This is a genomic window from Schaalia hyovaginalis (genome assembly GCF_014208035.1).
Taxonomy (GTDB): Bacteria; Actinomycetota; Actinomycetes; order Actinomycetales; family Actinomycetaceae; genus Pauljensenia; species Pauljensenia hyovaginalis.
Genome location: NZ_JACHMK010000001.1, coordinates 1104692 through 1119897 on the forward strand (window position 1 = coordinate 1104692; position 15206 = coordinate 1119897).

The following is a 15206-nucleotide window of genomic DNA, read 5'->3' on the forward strand; positions in this document are numbered from 1 at the left end:
CCCGAAGCGCCCGAGTGCGCGCCCGGAGCGGGCGACGGGCCCGCATGAGCATCGGGGCGCTCGCGCGCGAAACCTGGCGGGACATGACGAGCGGCACCGCCTGGATCGGCATATGGACGATCCTCGCCGCCCTCCTCCTCGGCGGAGGGATCAGCCTCGACGTGCAGGTCATCGCCCGAGAAGCCAGGGCCGCAGCGGACTACCAAGCCTCCCTCGCCTCCGTTCGCGTCGTCGAATCGAACCAGGCGATCGACGGGGCGACATGCCGGGCGCTCGCCGAGCTCGACGGAGTGAAGGGGGCGATCGCGATCCGAAAGGCGCCAGAGGCGCTGAGCCCCGCCGCCATACCCTCCGCATCCCTGCAGACCTGGGAGTACACCGGTGGCATCGAGGGCGTCTTCGACATGACCTCCCACGACCCGGCGGCTTCCGGCATCATCCTCGCCGAGCAGGTCGCGAGCGCCCTCGGTATCGCCGCCGACGACGAGGCCGCCCTGAAATCCGGAGCGTCGACACCGGTGAAGGGGGTGTACGCCTGGGATGAGAACGACGGGCGCCGCACCGGCTACGCGTACTCGGCGCTCGTGCCCGTGCCCGCCCGGGGGCGCTTCGACGCCTGCTGGGTGAGGCTCTGGCCGCTCAACCCCGCCGTCGACTCTCTCATGCGGCTCGCCGTCATCCCCGGCGACGAGCACCAGCAGGTCGACACCTACTCGGTGAACGCCTCCCTCGGCGCCGCCTTCGACGGGCCCGGGCGCTACGCCGGGAGGATCACCGCCCCGATCGCGTGGATCCTCTTCGCGCTCGGGCTCGGCATCGGTGCGCTCTCGGTGCGCAGGCGCCGCCTCGAACTGGCCTCCGACCTGCACGCCGGGGTGTCCAGAACGGACCTCGTCGCCAAGGTGGAACTCCATACGGCCGTCATCGCCCTCTTCGCCGCGATCCTGAGCGTCCCCGTCCTGACGGGGATGATCCTCCGCGTTCCCGAGGCTGACCGACCGGCCCTGTGGGCGCACGCCGGCCTGCTCGGCCTCGTCGGCGCATCAGGCCTGCTCCTGGGCGCCCTCCTCGTCGCTCTGGCGCTCCGGGAGAAGAAGCTCTTCGACTACTTCAAGACGCGGTAGCGGAGGACGGGCGATGAAGCGGAAGGCGCGCATTCAAATCGTCGAGCGCCAGGCCGGTTCCGCCCCCCCCGCGACGGGCTCGACGATCTTCGGAACGAGGCATGAATTCCGCTCGGCGGAATGCGCAATGGCGTCATGCGATCGCGCGGATACCGCGATTCAGTCCCAGAACTGCGCGGCGACCGGGCGGACCCGCGGCGCCTCGAACCATGCGCAGGCGCACGGCGGAACCAGCGTCCGTCCATCATCCGTCGTCTCGGCGGGCGCCGAACTCACGAGCAGTGCGGCCGTCCGCGGGACCGCGACCGGCTCGGCGCAAGAATTGAGAACCACCATGACCGGGCCGTTCAAATGCACGGACACGCCCTCGCGGCTCCACGGCAGGCCCTCGACGATGCCGAGCGAACCAGTCGCGAGCTTCGCAGACGCCCGGATCTCAAGAGCGCGCCCCATGATCGTCAACTCGGGGCAAGCGGCCGACTCCGGCGCTGAATCCCCCTGCGCCTGTGAGGCGCCCGCCCCGCCCTCGGCGATCGGGAACAGGCCGTGCGCGCGCAAAGCACCGGGAAGCGACACCGCATGAAGGAACCGGGCAGCGCCCTCGGCATCCGCAGCACAGGGGAGGGGCACCGCCCACGCGGTGACCGCACCCAGGCGGTCGTGGGCATCCAAAGAATCGACGAGCGCCTCCTCAAGCGCCGCCGACTCGAATGCGACGTCGCGCAGGGCATCCCAGCGCAGGTGGTGGAACCACTCCTCCTCCAAGTGCGAACGCAATTCGCCCGCATCCGCCCCCTCGATCGCGGCCGTCACGATCAGAGGAGCCTCTCCTGCGGCCTCCGCCTCGGCCTCCACCAAGCGGACGAGCTCGCTGAAACGCCCGCGGGCGGTCCGGACCGTCTCGGCTGAACCGTGCAAGCCATCCGCACGGGCATGAAGATCCACGCCATCGGCGCCCGCCTCAACGGCCCCCCGCACGAGGACCAGCACGGCGGCCCGACGCGCATCGAAATCCAGCTCCGGATCGCCGAGCCCCTCGAACACCCGATCGGGGAGGCGGAGGATGACCCGCGCGCCTGCCGCGTGCCCCCGATCGACGAGGGCGCGCAGAGCATCGGTCGTCGTCGTGAACAGCGAAACCGCAGGCGACAGGAGCGCCGCGTCGAAACCGATGGAGACCGCCAGCCGGCAGGAGTCCTCGACCTCGTTCATGCTGCGCTCGGACATGATCTGCGGCGGTACGAAGATCGTGCTCGAATGCCACCAGGGAGCCGGACCCCGCGTCGCACGATGCACGAGGGACGTGCGCACGGACTCTTCCACACCTCGCTGTTCCACCACGGGTCCATCGTGTCACAGCTTCGCCTCCGGTGTGCTGCGCGCCCGGAGGATAGGCTGGCACCGTGAGCTCACCCAAGCGCCCCCTCATCGAAACCGGACTCGTGCCCGTCTACTCCGAAGCCGACCAATCGCGCAGAGTCGCGGAGTCCGCGAAATCCGCGATGCGCACGGCCTTCGAACGCGACCGGGCGCGCATCCTCCACTCCTCGGGCCTTCGCCGCCTGGGCGAGAAGACCCAGGTCCTGGGGCCCGCCTCCAACGACTTCGTCCGCACCCGCCTCACCCACTCCCTCGAAGTCGCCCAAGTCGGGCGCGAACTCGGCAAAGAGCTCGGAGCCAACCCCGACGTCGTCGACGCCGCCTGCCTGAGCCACGACCTCGGCCACCCTCCCTTCGGGCACAACGGCGAACGCGTCCTCGACGATCTCGCCGCCGACTGCGGGGGATTCGAGGGCAACGCCCAGACGCTCAGACTGGTCACGAGGCTCGAACCGAAGGTCGTCGGAGAAGGCGGCGAGGCCGCGGGCCTCAACCTCACCCGCGCGACCCTCGATGCGATCTGCAAGTACCCCTGGGCGAAGGGGGAGGGCCCCGATCCGGTGAAGTCCTCGCGCAAGTACAGCGTCTACGGCGACGATCTGGGCGTCTTCGCGTGGATGCGCGAGGGCGCGCCCGCGGGTCGGCGCTGCCTCGAAGCGCAGATCATGGACCTCTCCGACGACATCGCCTACTCGGTCCACGACGTCGAGGACGCGGTCGCCACCGGGAAGTGCCCGGTCGGATCGCTCGCCGACGACGCTCTCCTCTCCGAGGTCATCGATTCGACGATCGCCTGGTACGGGCCGGGAGTCGCCCGCGCCGACCTGGAGAGCGCGATCGAACGCCTCCTCGGCCTCGACGCCTGGGTGCGTGAATTCGACGGCACCTACGCCGCCCTCGCGGCCCTGAAGGACCTCACGAGCGAACTCATCGGCCGATTCTGCGCGGCCGCCGTCTCCGCGACGCGCGTCGAATTCGGGCCGGGGGCGCTGGGGCGCTACCGCGCCGACCTCGTCGTCCCGCCCTCGACGCGCGCCGAGATCCAAGTCCTCAAGGGGCTCGCCGTCCATTTCGTCATGAGCCCGCGCGAGTCCGAACCCGTCTACTACCAGCAGCGCACGCTCCTCGCCGACCTCGTCGACGCCCTCATGGAGGCCGGTCCCGCCGCGCTCGAACCGATGTTCGCCGCCGCCTGGCGCAGTGCCGAGGGCGAGGGCGGGCGTCTGCGCGCCGTCATCGACCAGGTCGCCTCGCTCACCGACGCCTCGGCGTCGAAGTGGCATGCGCGCTGGTGCGGGATGCTGTCGACGCAGCTGTAGGGCGTCGCTGGCGTGTGGGGGCCGCTGGCGGGGCCGGATCCCCTCGATGGCGAAAGGTGATGCTTTCGGCGGGGGAAGGTGATGCTTTCAGCGGCGAAAGGTGATGCTTTCGGCGGGGGCGGCAGGCGGTGGCGGGCCCCGGTAGAATCGCCTCGTGCCAGGGCTCATCCGTAAAGAGGACATCGCCGCAGTGCGCGAAGCCGCGAAGATCGAGGAGATCGTCGGCGAACACGTCGCCCTGCGGTCCGCAGGCGTGGGCTCGATGAAGGGCCTGTGCCCCTTCCACGACGAACGGACCCCCAGCTTCCACGTCCGCCCCCACCTCGGCATGTGGCACTGCTTCGGCTGCGGCGAGGGCGGGGACGTCATCTCCTTCGTCCAGAAGATCAACCACCTGTCCTTCGCCGAGGCCGTCGAATTCCTCGCCCAGCGCACCGGGATCACCCTGCACTACGAGGAAGGAGGGCGTCAGGTCCGCACCGAGGAACCGGGCAGGCGCCAGCGCCTCCTCGACGCCCACCGCGTCGCCGAGGAGTACTACATCTCCTGCTTGAACACCCCGGAAGCCCATGCGGGCCGCGCATTCCTCGCCGGCCGGGGCTTCGATCAGGCGATGTGCGCCCACTTCGGCGTCGGATACTCGCCCGACACCTGGGACTCGCTGCTGCGTCACCTGCGCTCGAAAGGATTCACCGACCAGGAGATCGAGATCGCGGGCCTCGCCACGCGCGGGAACCGCGGCCTCTACGACCGATTCCGCGGTCGCCTCATGTGGCCCATCCGCGACATCACGGGCGCGACCGTCGGATTCGGCGCCAGGCGCCTGGACGACGCGGACAAGGAGTCCCCGAAATACCTCAACACCCCGGAGACCCCCATCTACAAGAAATCGCAGCTCCTGTACGGGCTCGACCTCGCGAAGAAGGCGATCTCCCAGCAGCGCCGCGTCGTCATCGTCGAGGGCTACACGGACGTCATGGCCGCGCACGTCGCCGGTGAAGCCTGCGCGGTCGCGACCTGCGGCACGGCCTTCGGGTCCGAGCACGTCAAGATCGTCCGCCGACTGCTCGGGGACAGCGCCGACCCCGCCGCCGGCGTCCTCCTGTCGAACGGCCGTCCTCGCGGATCCGAAGTGATCTTCACCTTCGACGGCGACGCCGCGGGCCAGAAAGCGGCCCTCCGCGCATTCCACGAGGACCAGAACTTCGCCTCGCAGACCTTCGTCGCCGTCGACCCCGAAGGCATGGACCCCTGCGAAGTGCGCATGGCCCGGGGCAACCAGGCGGTCCTCGACCTCGTCGCCTCCCGCGCCCCCCTCTTCGAATTCGTCATCAAATCCGTTCTCCGCCAAGTCGACCTGCGCACCGCCGAAGGCCGGGTCTCCGCCCTGGCCGCATCGGCCCCGATCGTCGCCTCCATCAAGGACCGGGCGCTGCGCATGGAGTACACGCGTTCGCTCGCCGGATGGCTCGGCATGGACATGCCTTCGGTCTCCGATTCGGTCCGCCGCTCCGGGCGGCCCGCGCCCGAACCCCGATACGGCGAGAACGACGACATGGCGGGGGCTGGCATTCCCGCCCCCGCGCCCAGGCGCGGCCCGGAAGACCCGATCGCGAAGCTCGAACGCCAAGTCCTCGAAGCGGTCCTCCAGCATCCGATCTACCTCATCGGTTCCGGCTTCGATGAGCTCGACGGTTCCTCCTTCTCCGTCCCGACGCATCGCGCCGTCCACGACGCCGTCCGAGCCACCGGCGGGCTCGACGCCTTCGCCGCGCTGCTGCGCTCCGCTGAAACCCACTTCGGCCAGGGGGAGCGGGCGAAAGACGCCGCCACCCGCCGCTTCGCCGAACTCGTGCGCGAAGAAGCGGGCCAGATCGTCAGCGCAGCCGTCGCCGAACTCGCCGTCGCGCCCCTCCCGCAGGACCGCGAGGATGAGATGCGCGCCTACTGCCGCGGCGTCGTCGGCGCCCTCGTCCGGATGGACCTCACGCGCAAGATGGGGGAGGCGCGTTCGCGGTTGCAGCGCCTCGACGAAACCGACCCCGCCTACGCCGAGGCCTTCCGAGAGCTCATGATCCTCGAACAGCGCAGACAGTCCTTCGCGGAACGCGACTGACAGTCCCCGCCCCGCTCGGCTACGGTACCCACGAATGCGCACGCGCGGCATTCCCCGACCGACCGACCGGCGCCTCCGCCCTCGTCACCGGGCGAAAGGGCGCACCTGAAGGAGACACCATGGCAGAAGTCGAGAGCTTCACGCTGGACCACACGGCCGTTCTCGCGCCCTACGTCCGCCTCATCAGCGTCGAAACCGGCCCCAATGGGGACCGCATCTCCAACTTCGACCTGCGCTTCGTCCAACCGAACGAGGGCGAGATCCCCACAGGCGGACTCCACACGATCGAGCACCTCCTCGCGTCCTTGCTGCGCGACCGGATCGGCGGCGTCATCGACTGCTCGCCCTTCGGCTGCCGCACCGGATTCCACCTCATCATGTGGGGCACCCCGGGCATCGAAGAGGTCGCCCGCGCCCTCGTCTCCTCGCTGCGCGCGATCGCCGAGGACGTGACCTGGGAGGACGTTCCCGGCGTCGACATCGTCTCCTGCGGGAACTACCGGGACCACTCCCTCTTCAGCGCCAAGGAATGGTGCGAGAAGATCCTCGCCCAGGGCTTCTCGACCGATCCCTTCGCGCGCAGGCCCCTGGAAGAGGCCTGACCCGGTTCCTGCCGCCCCACGGCGCGGGCCCGGCGGTCGGATCGAAGCCGAGAAGACCGAGCCCGGGATCCGGGCCGAGGATTTGAATCCATCCGGAAGGCCCGAGTCCGGGACGGGGCCCGAACCGGGGGTGCAATACCGGGGCTACTCGAGGCCGACCCCTTCGCGCATCGCGCGCTCGAAACTCTCCGCCTCCCGGCGGCTCGGCTCATCCAAGGGGCCGAAGGCGGTGAGGACGGAGAAGAGCCGATCGTCCTCGCGCCGGCGGATCCAGGCCGTCACGCGCGTTCCATTCGACACGCGCATCGACAGATGGCGCACGATCGAATGATCCACACGATCCGACACCCGGCGCATGAACGCCCTGGGATCCGTCGACTCGGTGACGACCCTCAGCTGCGGGCGGGCCGGATCCATCCACTCCACGACCAGGGCCCGATCCCGCCCGGACCACGAGGCCCGGGCGATCTCGTACCACATGCCCGAATCGACGGGCCCCGACTCGTCGGCGACGATGAGCGCGTGACGGCCGACGATCGCCCAGCCGCCGGACTCGAGGGCCTCAACTGGGGCCCTGCGGTCTGAATCGGGCAGCGCGGCGCGCACGGACTCGGGCAACGATGAGGCATTCGGCATGGCGCCGATTCTACGAGTCCCCGGCGACAAGGGCCGGGCGGGGAGCGCAAGGGTGCGGAAGAACGACCAGAGGGCCGCAAGGGCGGGAAGGACCGGGCGTCGCAGCCCCCGATCGCGAGTGGCGCCTACTCGCCGGCCGCTGCGGACTGCGCCGATTCGGAAAGGAGCGCCTCGGCGCCGATCAGGGCCGGCGAAGAGGCCCCGGCGCCCACCGGGAACGCCCGAAGATCCTCGAGAGCCGCATGCGCGCCCACGAGGCGGACCGCCGCTTCATCACTCGACAAGAGCGACAGATCCGCCGCGATGAGCGTCATCGACAAGGAATCCGCATCGCGCGCCTCGAGCTCGCAGCGCAGCGCCCGTCCATCGGGGGCTCCCGCCGAGATCAGAGCATCGACCCGGGTGAAAAGCGCATTCATCCGAGGCGTCGGCCCCGGTGCCGACCCGTCGATGAGCGCCGCTCGAGGAAGGGTCTGAGCCGCGCAATCCCACGCGGCGACCGCCTTGCGGAGCTCCTCGGAGCCGCCGAGGGCCTCCCGGGCCCCTTCGAGCTCCGACGGGGGAAGCGTCGTCGACTCCTCCAGGGCCTTCGAATCCAAGCCCCAGGTGCCCAAGAGCGACAGGGAATCCGTCCCCGTGATGGCGCGCAACCGGTCATTGAGGTCCTCGACGCGTCCGTCGCCGGCCTCGATCCCCAGTCCGTAAACCTCCGCCAAGGCGAGCGCGGAACGATAACGGCCGAGGGCGAGGGCGGCGAGAAGACGAGCCTCCTCGGGGGCCGTGCGCGCCGGATCCGAAGCGATCGCCAGATCGCGCCTGGCCGTCTGCGCGAGCCACGAGGTGAACTCCGGCACCTCGACCGGCGCATCCGCGATCGCGGGGACGTCCTGCGCGCCTTCGGGAGGCCGCCCCGCCCACGGGTCCCACACTCCGCCGATCGCGGTCTCGCGTTGTCTCGAATCGGCCTCGACGGCGGTCAAGACCGCATGGCAGGACTCGCACTCGCCCGTATCCGATGCGAGGGACCCCGCCCTCGTCGCCGCGGCCGCCTCCGTCCGCGCCGCCTGATCGCGAATCGCCTCAATGGCCGTCAAAGCGGGAAGGGCGGTGTCATCGGCGCCGATGCGCACAGGTCCGAGCGTGCACGACGACAGGGCGAGGGCGGCGGTCAGAACCAGAGCCGGAAGGATCGGGCGCGAAGGGCGCAGTCCCACCGGGCCTTCACGGCGCACTGGAGCGGAGGGCGAGGGAAGAGCATTCGACACCCGGGCATCATCCCATGCGCCGAGCCGGGTACGATGGGTTCGCCGTGCCGTGTCGGGAACTCAGGAGGAACATCGTGTCTCACGCGCAGCGCCTCGACGCGCTCGAAGAACGTCTTCGCCCCGTCGTCGAAGGATTCGGGCTCGAACTCGATGCGGTCGTGTCCCTCAACGAATCCGGGATGAAGATCGTCCGAGTGACCGTCGAAGCGCCCGCTCCCGGTGAATCCGTCGACTCCGACCTGCTCGGAGACGTATCCCGCGCCGTTTCGCCCATCGTCGACGAAGCCGATCCCATCGAAACGGAGTACTTCCTCGAAGTGTCCACCCCCGGCGCCGAGCGCGAACTCACCGAGCCCAGGCACTGGCGCAAGCAGATCGGAAGGCCCGCGCGCGTCAAACTCCGCGACGGATCCGTCATCACCGGAAAAGTGATGTTCGCCGACGATGAGGGCGCCCAGTTCGACGTCGACGGCACAGCGACTAGGATCGAATTCGCACAGATGAAGAAGGCGCGGGCCCGCGTCGAATTCGGTTCGGAGGAATGAGACGCATGGAAATCGATATGACGGCGTTGCGCATGGTCGAGCAGGAGAAGGGCGTGTCCCTCGACCGGCTCGTCGATGCGATCGAAGAAGCGCTGCTCAAGGCCTATCACAACATCCCCGGAGCGATCTCCCGGGCCCGCATCGAAATCGATAAGAAGACCGGTCGCGTCACCGTCATGGCGACCGACGAGGACGAGGACGGGAACCCGATCGGCGAGTTCGACGACACGCCCAAGAACTTCGGCCGCATCGCCCAGGCCACGGCGCGCTCCATCATCATGCAGCGTCTGCGCGACGCCGACGACCAGAAGGTCCTCGGCGACTTCGCCAACCAGAAGGGGCGCGTCGTCACGGGCATCGTCGATCAGTCGCGCGACGGGCGGGTCACGATCGTCAAGGTCGGCGACGACTTCGAAGCCGTCCTCCCGGATTCCGAGAAGGTCCCCGGAGAGGCCTACCGGCACGGGGACCGCATCCGCGCCTTCGTCGTCAACGTCGAGCGCACCGAGAAGGGCGCCCGCATCACCCTGTCGAGGACCCATCCCGGCCTCGTCGCCGGACTCTTCGAACGCGAAGTGCCGGAGATCCAGCAGGGCCTCGTCAAGATTAAGGCCATCGCCCGCGAATCCGGCCACCGCACGAAGATCGCGGTCGCCGCGACCCGCGAGGGGATCAACGCCAAGGGCGCCTGCATCGGGCCGATGGGCGCGCGCGTCCGCGCCGTCATGACCGAGCTCGGCGGTGAGAAGATCGACATCGTCGACTGGTCCGCGGATCCCGGGCGCTTCGTCGCCAACGCCCTCTCGCCGGCCCGGGTCTCCCGCGTCGTCGTCCACTCCGTGGAGAACAAGACCGCGACGGCGATCGTCCCCGACTTCCACCTCTCGCTCGCGATCGGCAAAGAGGGGCAGAACGCGCGCCTCGCCGCGCGCCTCACCGATTTCCACATCGACATCCATTCGGACACCGAAGAAGGCGAGGAGGGCCTCGTCTCCCGCACCTCGATGGCCGATGACGTGACCAGTCGCTCATACTCCGATCCCGGAGATGACGAGGCGCTCGACTAAGCTGGGCACGTGACGCATTCCGCGCTGAATACAGTTTCCGCCTCGATGGGAGCGGATCCTGTGCGCACCTGCGTGGGATGCGCGAAGCGCTCGTCGCGTTCGGACCTCATTCGAATCGCGGCGTCACACGGGATCATGACACTCGATCCCGAAGCAGTGCGACCCGGTCGGGGCGCGTGGATCCACCCGGATCCGCGGTGCGTCGACCGAGCCCGTCGAACGCGGGCTCTGCGCCGTGCGCTCCGCCTCCAGGAGGACCCTCCGGAAGACCTGTGGGATGCGCTCGAGAAGGTCGTCAAGTCCAGGGCGTCATCGACGCCCGACAACGAGTAGTGAAAGCGGGTTGGAAGCCGATGGGCACCCGATGAGTACCCAGCGATGAGCTGCCAGCAATACCAGTAACGCGTCTCCGTTCGGAGGCGCTTCCGAACAGGAGAACAGTGGCAAAGTTGCGTGTCCACGAGCTCGCGAAGGAGCTCGGAATCACCAGCAAGGAACTTCTCGCCTACCTCAAGGACAACGGCGAGTTCGTGAAGGCGTCGTCCTCGGCGCTCGAACCGCCGGTCGTCCGGTCGGTGCGCGAGCACTACGGAGCGAATGCCCAGGCCGCAGCGCCTGAGACCGCTGCGAAGGAAACGGCCCCCAAGGCGGCGGCCCCGGCCTCGAAGCCGGGCGCCCCCAAGCCGGGCGCGGCGCGCCCGGCGAAAGCGGCGACCGTCGCGTCTGCGGAGCAGCCCTCCGTCGAAGGCGTAGCGGCGAAGGCCGCGCAGAGCTCGGCACCGGCGTTCTCGGATGGCGCCGATGCCCCCGCGCCCTCGGCCCCCAAGCCCGGCGCCCCTCGCCCCGCGGCCCCCAAGCCCGGCGCCCAGCGCACCCAGGCCCAGTCCCAGGACGCCCCGGCGCCCCGTCCGGGCGCCCCTCGCCCCGGCGGTCCCCGTCCCGGTCCGCGTCCCGCGGGCCCGCGTCCGGGCAACAACCCTTACGCATCCAGCCAGGGCATGCCCCGCCCCGGCGGCTCGGGCGGACCCCGTCCGGGAGGCAGCGGCGGACCGCGCCCCGGCCCCCGTCCGGGTGCTCCTCGCCCCGGTCAGGGCGGCGCAGAGCGCCCCGCGCGCTCGGGTGCGCCTCGTCCGGGCGCTCCGCGTCCGGGGGCTCGCCCCGGCGGCGCCGGCGGGCCCCGCCCGAACCCGGGCATGATGCCCGGTCAGGCGAATTTCGCGCGCAATGCGGCATCGGGGCCTTCTGATCGTCCCGCGCGCGGCGCAGGTCGCGGCGGACGCGGCGGCGCTCGCCCCGGAGCCGGTGCGGGAGCCGGCGCAGGTGCAGGAGCACCCGCCGGAGGCGGCTTCGGTCCCGCGCGCGGCGGAGGTCGCGGCGGACGCGGTTCCACACCGGGCGCTTTCGGCCGCGGCGGCGGTCGCAACCAGCGCGGACGCAAGTCGAAGCGCGCGAAGCGCCAAGAGTACGAGCAGCAGAACGCTCCGATCATCGGCGGCGTGTCGATTCCGCGCGGCAACGGGCAGACCATCAGGATCCGGCAGGGCGCGTCCCTCGCGGACTTCGCCGAGAAGATCGACGTCAATCCCGCGGCGCTCGTCACCGTTCTCTTCCACCTCGGTGAGATGGCGACCGCGACCCAGTCGCTCGACCAGGACACCTTCGAGGCCCTCGGCGCCGAGCTCGGCTACGACGTCAAGGTCGTCTCCCCCGAGGATGAGGATCGTGAACTCCTCGAGTCCTTCGACATCGACCTCGAAGCCGAGGAACTCGACGACGCCGAGAACATGGAGGCGCGTCCCCCGGTCGTCACGGTCATGGGCCACGTCGACCACGGCAAGACGAAGCTCCTCGACGCGATCCGTCACACGGACGTGGTCGACACCGAGCACGGCGGCATCACCCAGCACATCGGCGCCTACCAGGTCGTCGTTGAGCACGAGGGGCAGCCCCGTCCGATCACCTTCATCGACACGCCGGGTCACGAGGCCTTCACCGCCATGCGCGCCCGCGGCGCGCAGGTCACCGACATCGCGATCCTCGTGGTCGCGGCCGATGACGGCGTGATGCCGCAGACCGTTGAGGCGATCAACCACGCGCAGGCCGCCAACGTCCCGATCGTGGTTGCCGTCAACAAGATCGACAAGGAGGGCGCGAACCCCGACAAGATCCGGGGCCAGCTCACCGAGTACGGTCTGGTCGCCGAGGAGTACGGCGGCGACGTCATGTTCGTCGACATCTCCGCGAAGCAGCGTCAGGGCATCCACGAGCTCCTCGAGGCGGTCCTCCTCACGGCGGACGCCGCCCTCACTCTCGAGGCGAACCCGAACAGCGCGGCCCGCGGCGTGGCGATCGAAGCCAAGCTGGACAAGGGACGCGGCGCGGTCGCCACCATGCTCGTCGAGCGCGGCACCCTCCGCATTGGCGATGCGATCGTCGTGGGATCCGCTCACGGCCGTGTCCGCGCCATGTTCGACGATTCCGGCAACGACATGTCCGAGGCCGGTCCTTCGACCCCGGTCGCGGTCCTCGGCCTCACCTCGGTCCCGCGTGCGGGCGACTCCTTCCTCGTCGCCGCCGATGACCGTACGGCACGCCAGATCGCCGACAAGCGTGAAGCCGCCGAACGTCAGGCCATGCTCGCCAAGCGCCGCAAGCGCGTCTCCCTCGAGGACTTCGACAAGGTCCTCAAGGAGGGCGAGGTCGACACCCTCAACCTCATCATCAAGGGCGACGTCTCCGGCGCCGTCGAGGCACTCGAGGACTCGCTCCTCGGCATCGATGTCGGCGATGAGGTCCAGCTCCGCATCATCCACCGCGGCGTCGGCGCGATCACGCAGAACGACGTCAACCTCGCCACGGTGGACAACGCGGTCATCATCGGCTTCAACGTCCGCCCGGCCGAGCGGGTCGCGGAACTCGCCGACGCCGAAGGCGTCGAGATCAAGTACTACAACGTCATCTACTCGGCGATCGACGATATTGAAGCGGCCCTCAAGGGCATGCTCAAGCCGATCTACGAGGAGGTCTCGCTCGGTACCGCCGAGATCCGCCAGGTCTTCCGCTCCGGAAAGTTCGGCAACATCGCCGGTTCGATCGTCCGTTCGGGCACGATCAAGCGCGGAACGAAGGCCCGCCTGGTCCGCGACGGCGTCGTGGTCGCGGAGAACCTCGAGATCCAGTCCCTGCGCCGCGAGAAGGACGATGTCACCGAGGTCCGCGAGGGCTTCGAGTGCGGTATCACCCTCGGCTTCAAGGACATCACCGAAGGCGACATCATCGAGACCTGGGAGATGCGCGAGAAGCCTCGCGACTGAACCCGTTGATCGGTCGGCGGAGCCCGGAGCACGATGTGCTCCGGGCTCCGCCCGTTCGGGGGCGGGGCGTCGGAGAACTGCACCGGATCATGGACCGCGAACCGGGCTCCGGCCGTTCGGGGGTGGGGCGTCGGAGAACTGCACCGGATCATGGACCGCGAAGCGGGCTCCGCCCGTTTGGGGCCGGGGCGTGGCTCGGCAGAGATGCTGTAGGACACCCCGGGCTCCGCCCCCCTTGAGTGCGGGGGTGTCTGTTCGGGCGGCGGGGGCTGTCATTTGGGTGCGGCGGGGTGTCGTTTGGGTGCCGACTCGTCTGTTTACGGTCTGGCTCAGCCCCTTCGACTCGCCATTTCGGGCAGGCTCGTCGCGCCCTCGAGTTTGCCTGTGCTGTTGTCATCGCCCGGCGACAAGTCGGATCCTCTTCCGGCGGGGTCTGGCGACAAGTCGGACTTTCTGGATTTTGGAGGTGGTGACAAGTCGGACGAACTGAAGGGGATTTGGGGAAATACCCGAAGAAATGCATGCCAACGTTCGACTTGTTGCCAGTGCGGGTCGGACAGGGGAGCAGCGAGGTTCGAGTTGTTGCCAGTGCGGGGATGGGCAAGCCGGGGGAGGTGTCCGACTTGTTGCCGACGCGGGTCGGGCGGGCCGGGGGAGGTGTCCGACTTGTTGCCGACGCGGGTCGGGCGGGGAGGACGAGCGTAACGGAGTCCTCATCGCTTCGAGACTCGTGGAAGTGGTAGTCCGTTTCTATCGCGACCCGTCACCTTCGGGCGATCCTGCGGCGTGCGGAAATGATGTCCAAGATCTGCTCGACCACGTCATCCGGGTGACGGAGGTCTGACCAGCGCACGCGAATCACTGTCCACCCGGCTTGGACGAGGAGCCGTTCCCGGCGCCTTTCAGCTTCTGCGGATCGGTGGACCTCCTCCATGGTCGAGCCGTATTTTCCTCGTCCGTCGAATTCGATTGCGAGTCCGAGCGCGGGGATCGCGATGTCGATGAAGGCATGCGTCCCGCGAACCTCGACGTGGACTTGGGTTTCGATCCCGCGTACTCCCGCTTCAACGAGGAGCCACAGAAGCCATGCCTCTCCGATCGATTCGCAGCCGGCGTCTGCTGTTGCGAGGATCCTTCTCGCCTGCTTGCCGCGTGCGGACCGAGTGGGCAGAGGCGCGAGCGCGGCGAGCGCGGATGCTCTGAGGGATCGCGTCGATTCTGGTAGGGGCCGTTCTCCGGGGCGAAGATCGAGCAGTGCGCGGTATCCGAGGCAGACGAGGATGAATGCCATTCGCGGCGGGTGCAGGAATGCTGCGGAGAAGGTCGCGTGCGCGATGCTCTGCACGCGCATACCGTGTTTGCGCGCCGCCCGTACTCGAGTGTGGGCGACATCCGTGAATCGCACTTCGTTCTTCAGGGCGATGACTTCGGTGTCCAGGATGACCGCGGGCAGTTCGAGAGGCGCCCGTGAGGATGTGGATGAGCGAGCGAATGCGATGCTCCCGCGGAGCTCCGCCTCGAGAGGCTCGGGAAGGTCAAGACCGTGAATGAGCAGCGCGCTGCGACCGATGGCGATTGCCGATGGCCGCATACGAGCAACGGCGAAGATCCGTGCGATTTCAACGGCGCGGCGCTTCTTCCATCTGGAGTCGAGGGATTCCAGATAAGGGCCTTCAAGATATGCGCCGCGAGCGATGCGAATGCAGGGGATGCGAATGCGGTCTCGGCGTTCCCGTGACCGACCGGTGATGTGGAGATGTTCAAGCACCTCGCGGACGGGGAGAGCTTCCATGCATCGAGGATGCGACTGGATGACAGAAGCGGGATAGGGGAGTGCG

The 15206-nt window shown here is 69.0% G+C and carries 12 protein-coding genes; 8 read left to right on the plus strand and 4 right to left on the minus strand.

The features are described 5' to 3' along the window. Positions 1 to 44 precede the first annotated feature (44 nt). Positions 45 to 1124 carry a hypothetical protein gene (locus HD592_RS04760; RefSeq protein ID WP_221437814.1) on the plus strand — a complete coding sequence of 360 codons (1080 nt, stop codon included), beginning with the start codon at positions 45 to 47 and terminating at the stop codon, positions 1122 to 1124. A 159-nt stretch (positions 1125 to 1283) separates the two neighbouring features. Here HD592_RS04760 and HD592_RS04765 read toward each other — a convergent pair whose 3' ends face one another. Next, a complete protein-coding gene (locus HD592_RS04765) occupies positions 1284 to 2435 on the minus strand; it encodes a hypothetical protein (RefSeq protein WP_184452313.1) in 1152 nt (383 codons plus the stop codon). 116 nt (positions 2436 to 2551) lie between these two features. On the opposite strand from HD592_RS04765, the gene HD592_RS04770 reads away from it, so the two are divergent. The 3 genes from HD592_RS04770 (at position 2552) to HD592_RS04780 (ending at position 6541) form a co-directional block, all read left to right on the plus strand. Continuing rightward, positions 2552 to 3823, plus strand: a complete 1272-nt coding sequence (locus HD592_RS04770) for a deoxyguanosinetriphosphate triphosphohydrolase (protein ID WP_184454451.1) — start codon at positions 2552 to 2554, stop codon at positions 3821 to 3823. Between the two features lie 154 nt (positions 3824 to 3977). Then, the gene (dnaG, locus tag HD592_RS04775; RefSeq protein ID WP_184452314.1) at positions 3978 to 5939 is read left to right on the plus strand and encodes a DNA primase; all 1962 of its coding nucleotides are present in this window, start codon (positions 3978 to 3980) and stop codon (positions 5937 to 5939) included. Positions 5940 to 6058: 119 nt separating this feature from the next. Beyond that, positions 6059 to 6541, plus strand: a complete 483-nt coding sequence (locus HD592_RS04780) for an S-ribosylhomocysteine lyase (RefSeq protein ID WP_184452315.1) — start codon at positions 6059 to 6061, stop codon at positions 6539 to 6541. A 144-nt stretch (positions 6542 to 6685) separates the two neighbouring features. On the opposite strand, the gene HD592_RS04785 is transcribed toward HD592_RS04780, so the two are convergent. Together HD592_RS04785 and HD592_RS04790 are read right to left on the minus strand one after the other, a co-directional pair. Beyond that, the gene (locus HD592_RS04785; RefSeq protein WP_184452316.1) at positions 6686 to 7177 is read right to left on the minus strand and encodes a hypothetical protein; all 492 of its coding nucleotides are present in this window, start codon (positions 7175 to 7177) and stop codon (positions 6686 to 6688) included. Between the two features lie 125 nt (positions 7178 to 7302). Next, entirely contained in the window at positions 7303 to 8442 is a 1140-nt protein-coding gene (locus HD592_RS04790; protein ID WP_184452317.1) for a hypothetical protein, read from the minus strand. Positions 8443 to 8516: 74 nt separating this feature from the next. Between HD592_RS04790 and HD592_RS04795 the strand changes: the two genes are divergently transcribed. The 4 genes from HD592_RS04795 to infB all read left to right on the plus strand — a co-directional run bounded on the left by HD592_RS04795 (position 8517) and on the right by infB (position 13368). Next, positions 8517 to 8987 (plus strand): ribosome maturation factor RimP, encoded by a 471-nt coding sequence (locus HD592_RS04795; protein WP_277298467.1) that lies wholly within the window; start codon positions 8517 to 8519, stop codon positions 8985 to 8987. 5 nt (positions 8988 to 8992) lie between these two features. Further along, complete coding sequence (gene nusA, locus HD592_RS04800) at positions 8993 to 10054, plus strand: transcription termination factor NusA (RefSeq protein ID WP_184452319.1); 1062 nt, start codon at positions 8993 to 8995, stop codon at positions 10052 to 10054. A gap of 45 nt (positions 10055 to 10099) precedes the next feature. Further along, the gene (locus HD592_RS04805) at positions 10100 to 10387 is read left to right on the plus strand and encodes a YlxR family protein (RefSeq protein ID WP_184452320.1); all 288 of its coding nucleotides are present in this window, start codon (positions 10100 to 10102) and stop codon (positions 10385 to 10387) included. Positions 10388 to 10494: 107 nt separating this feature from the next. Then, the gene (gene infB / locus HD592_RS04810; RefSeq protein WP_184452321.1) at positions 10495 to 13368 is read left to right on the plus strand and encodes a translation initiation factor IF-2; all 2874 of its coding nucleotides are present in this window, start codon (positions 10495 to 10497) and stop codon (positions 13366 to 13368) included. A gap of 763 nt (positions 13369 to 14131) precedes the next feature. On the opposite strand, the gene HD592_RS04815 is transcribed toward infB, so the two are convergent. After that, on the minus strand, positions 14132 to 15160 hold the full coding sequence (locus HD592_RS04815) for a hypothetical protein (protein ID WP_184452322.1): 1029 nt from the start codon (positions 15158 to 15160) through the stop codon (positions 14132 to 14134). Positions 15161 to 15206 lie beyond the last annotated feature (46 nt).

Excerpts from the sequence above, each read along its gene's own strand:
- HD592_RS04760 (WP_221437814.1), top strand. The coding sequence starts at position 45 with ATGAGCATCGGGGCGCTCGCGCGCGAAACCTGGCGGGACATGACGAGC.
- HD592_RS04780 (WP_184452315.1), top strand. The coding sequence starts at position 6,059 with ATGGCAGAAGTCGAGAGCTTCACGCTGGACCACACGGCCGTTCTCGCG.
- HD592_RS04785 (WP_184452316.1), bottom strand. The coding sequence starts at position 7,177 with ATGCCGAATGCCTCATCGTTGCCCGAGTCCGTGCGCGCCGCGCTGCCC.
- nusA (WP_184452319.1), top strand. The coding sequence starts at position 8,993 with ATGGAAATCGATATGACGGCGTTGCGCATGGTCGAGCAGGAGAAGGGC.
- HD592_RS04805 (WP_184452320.1), top strand. The coding sequence starts at position 10,100 with ATGGGAGCGGATCCTGTGCGCACCTGCGTGGGATGCGCGAAGCGCTCG.
- HD592_RS04815 (WP_184452322.1), bottom strand. The coding sequence starts at position 15,160 with ATGGAAGCTCTCCCCGTCCGCGAGGTGCTTGAACATCTCCACATCACC.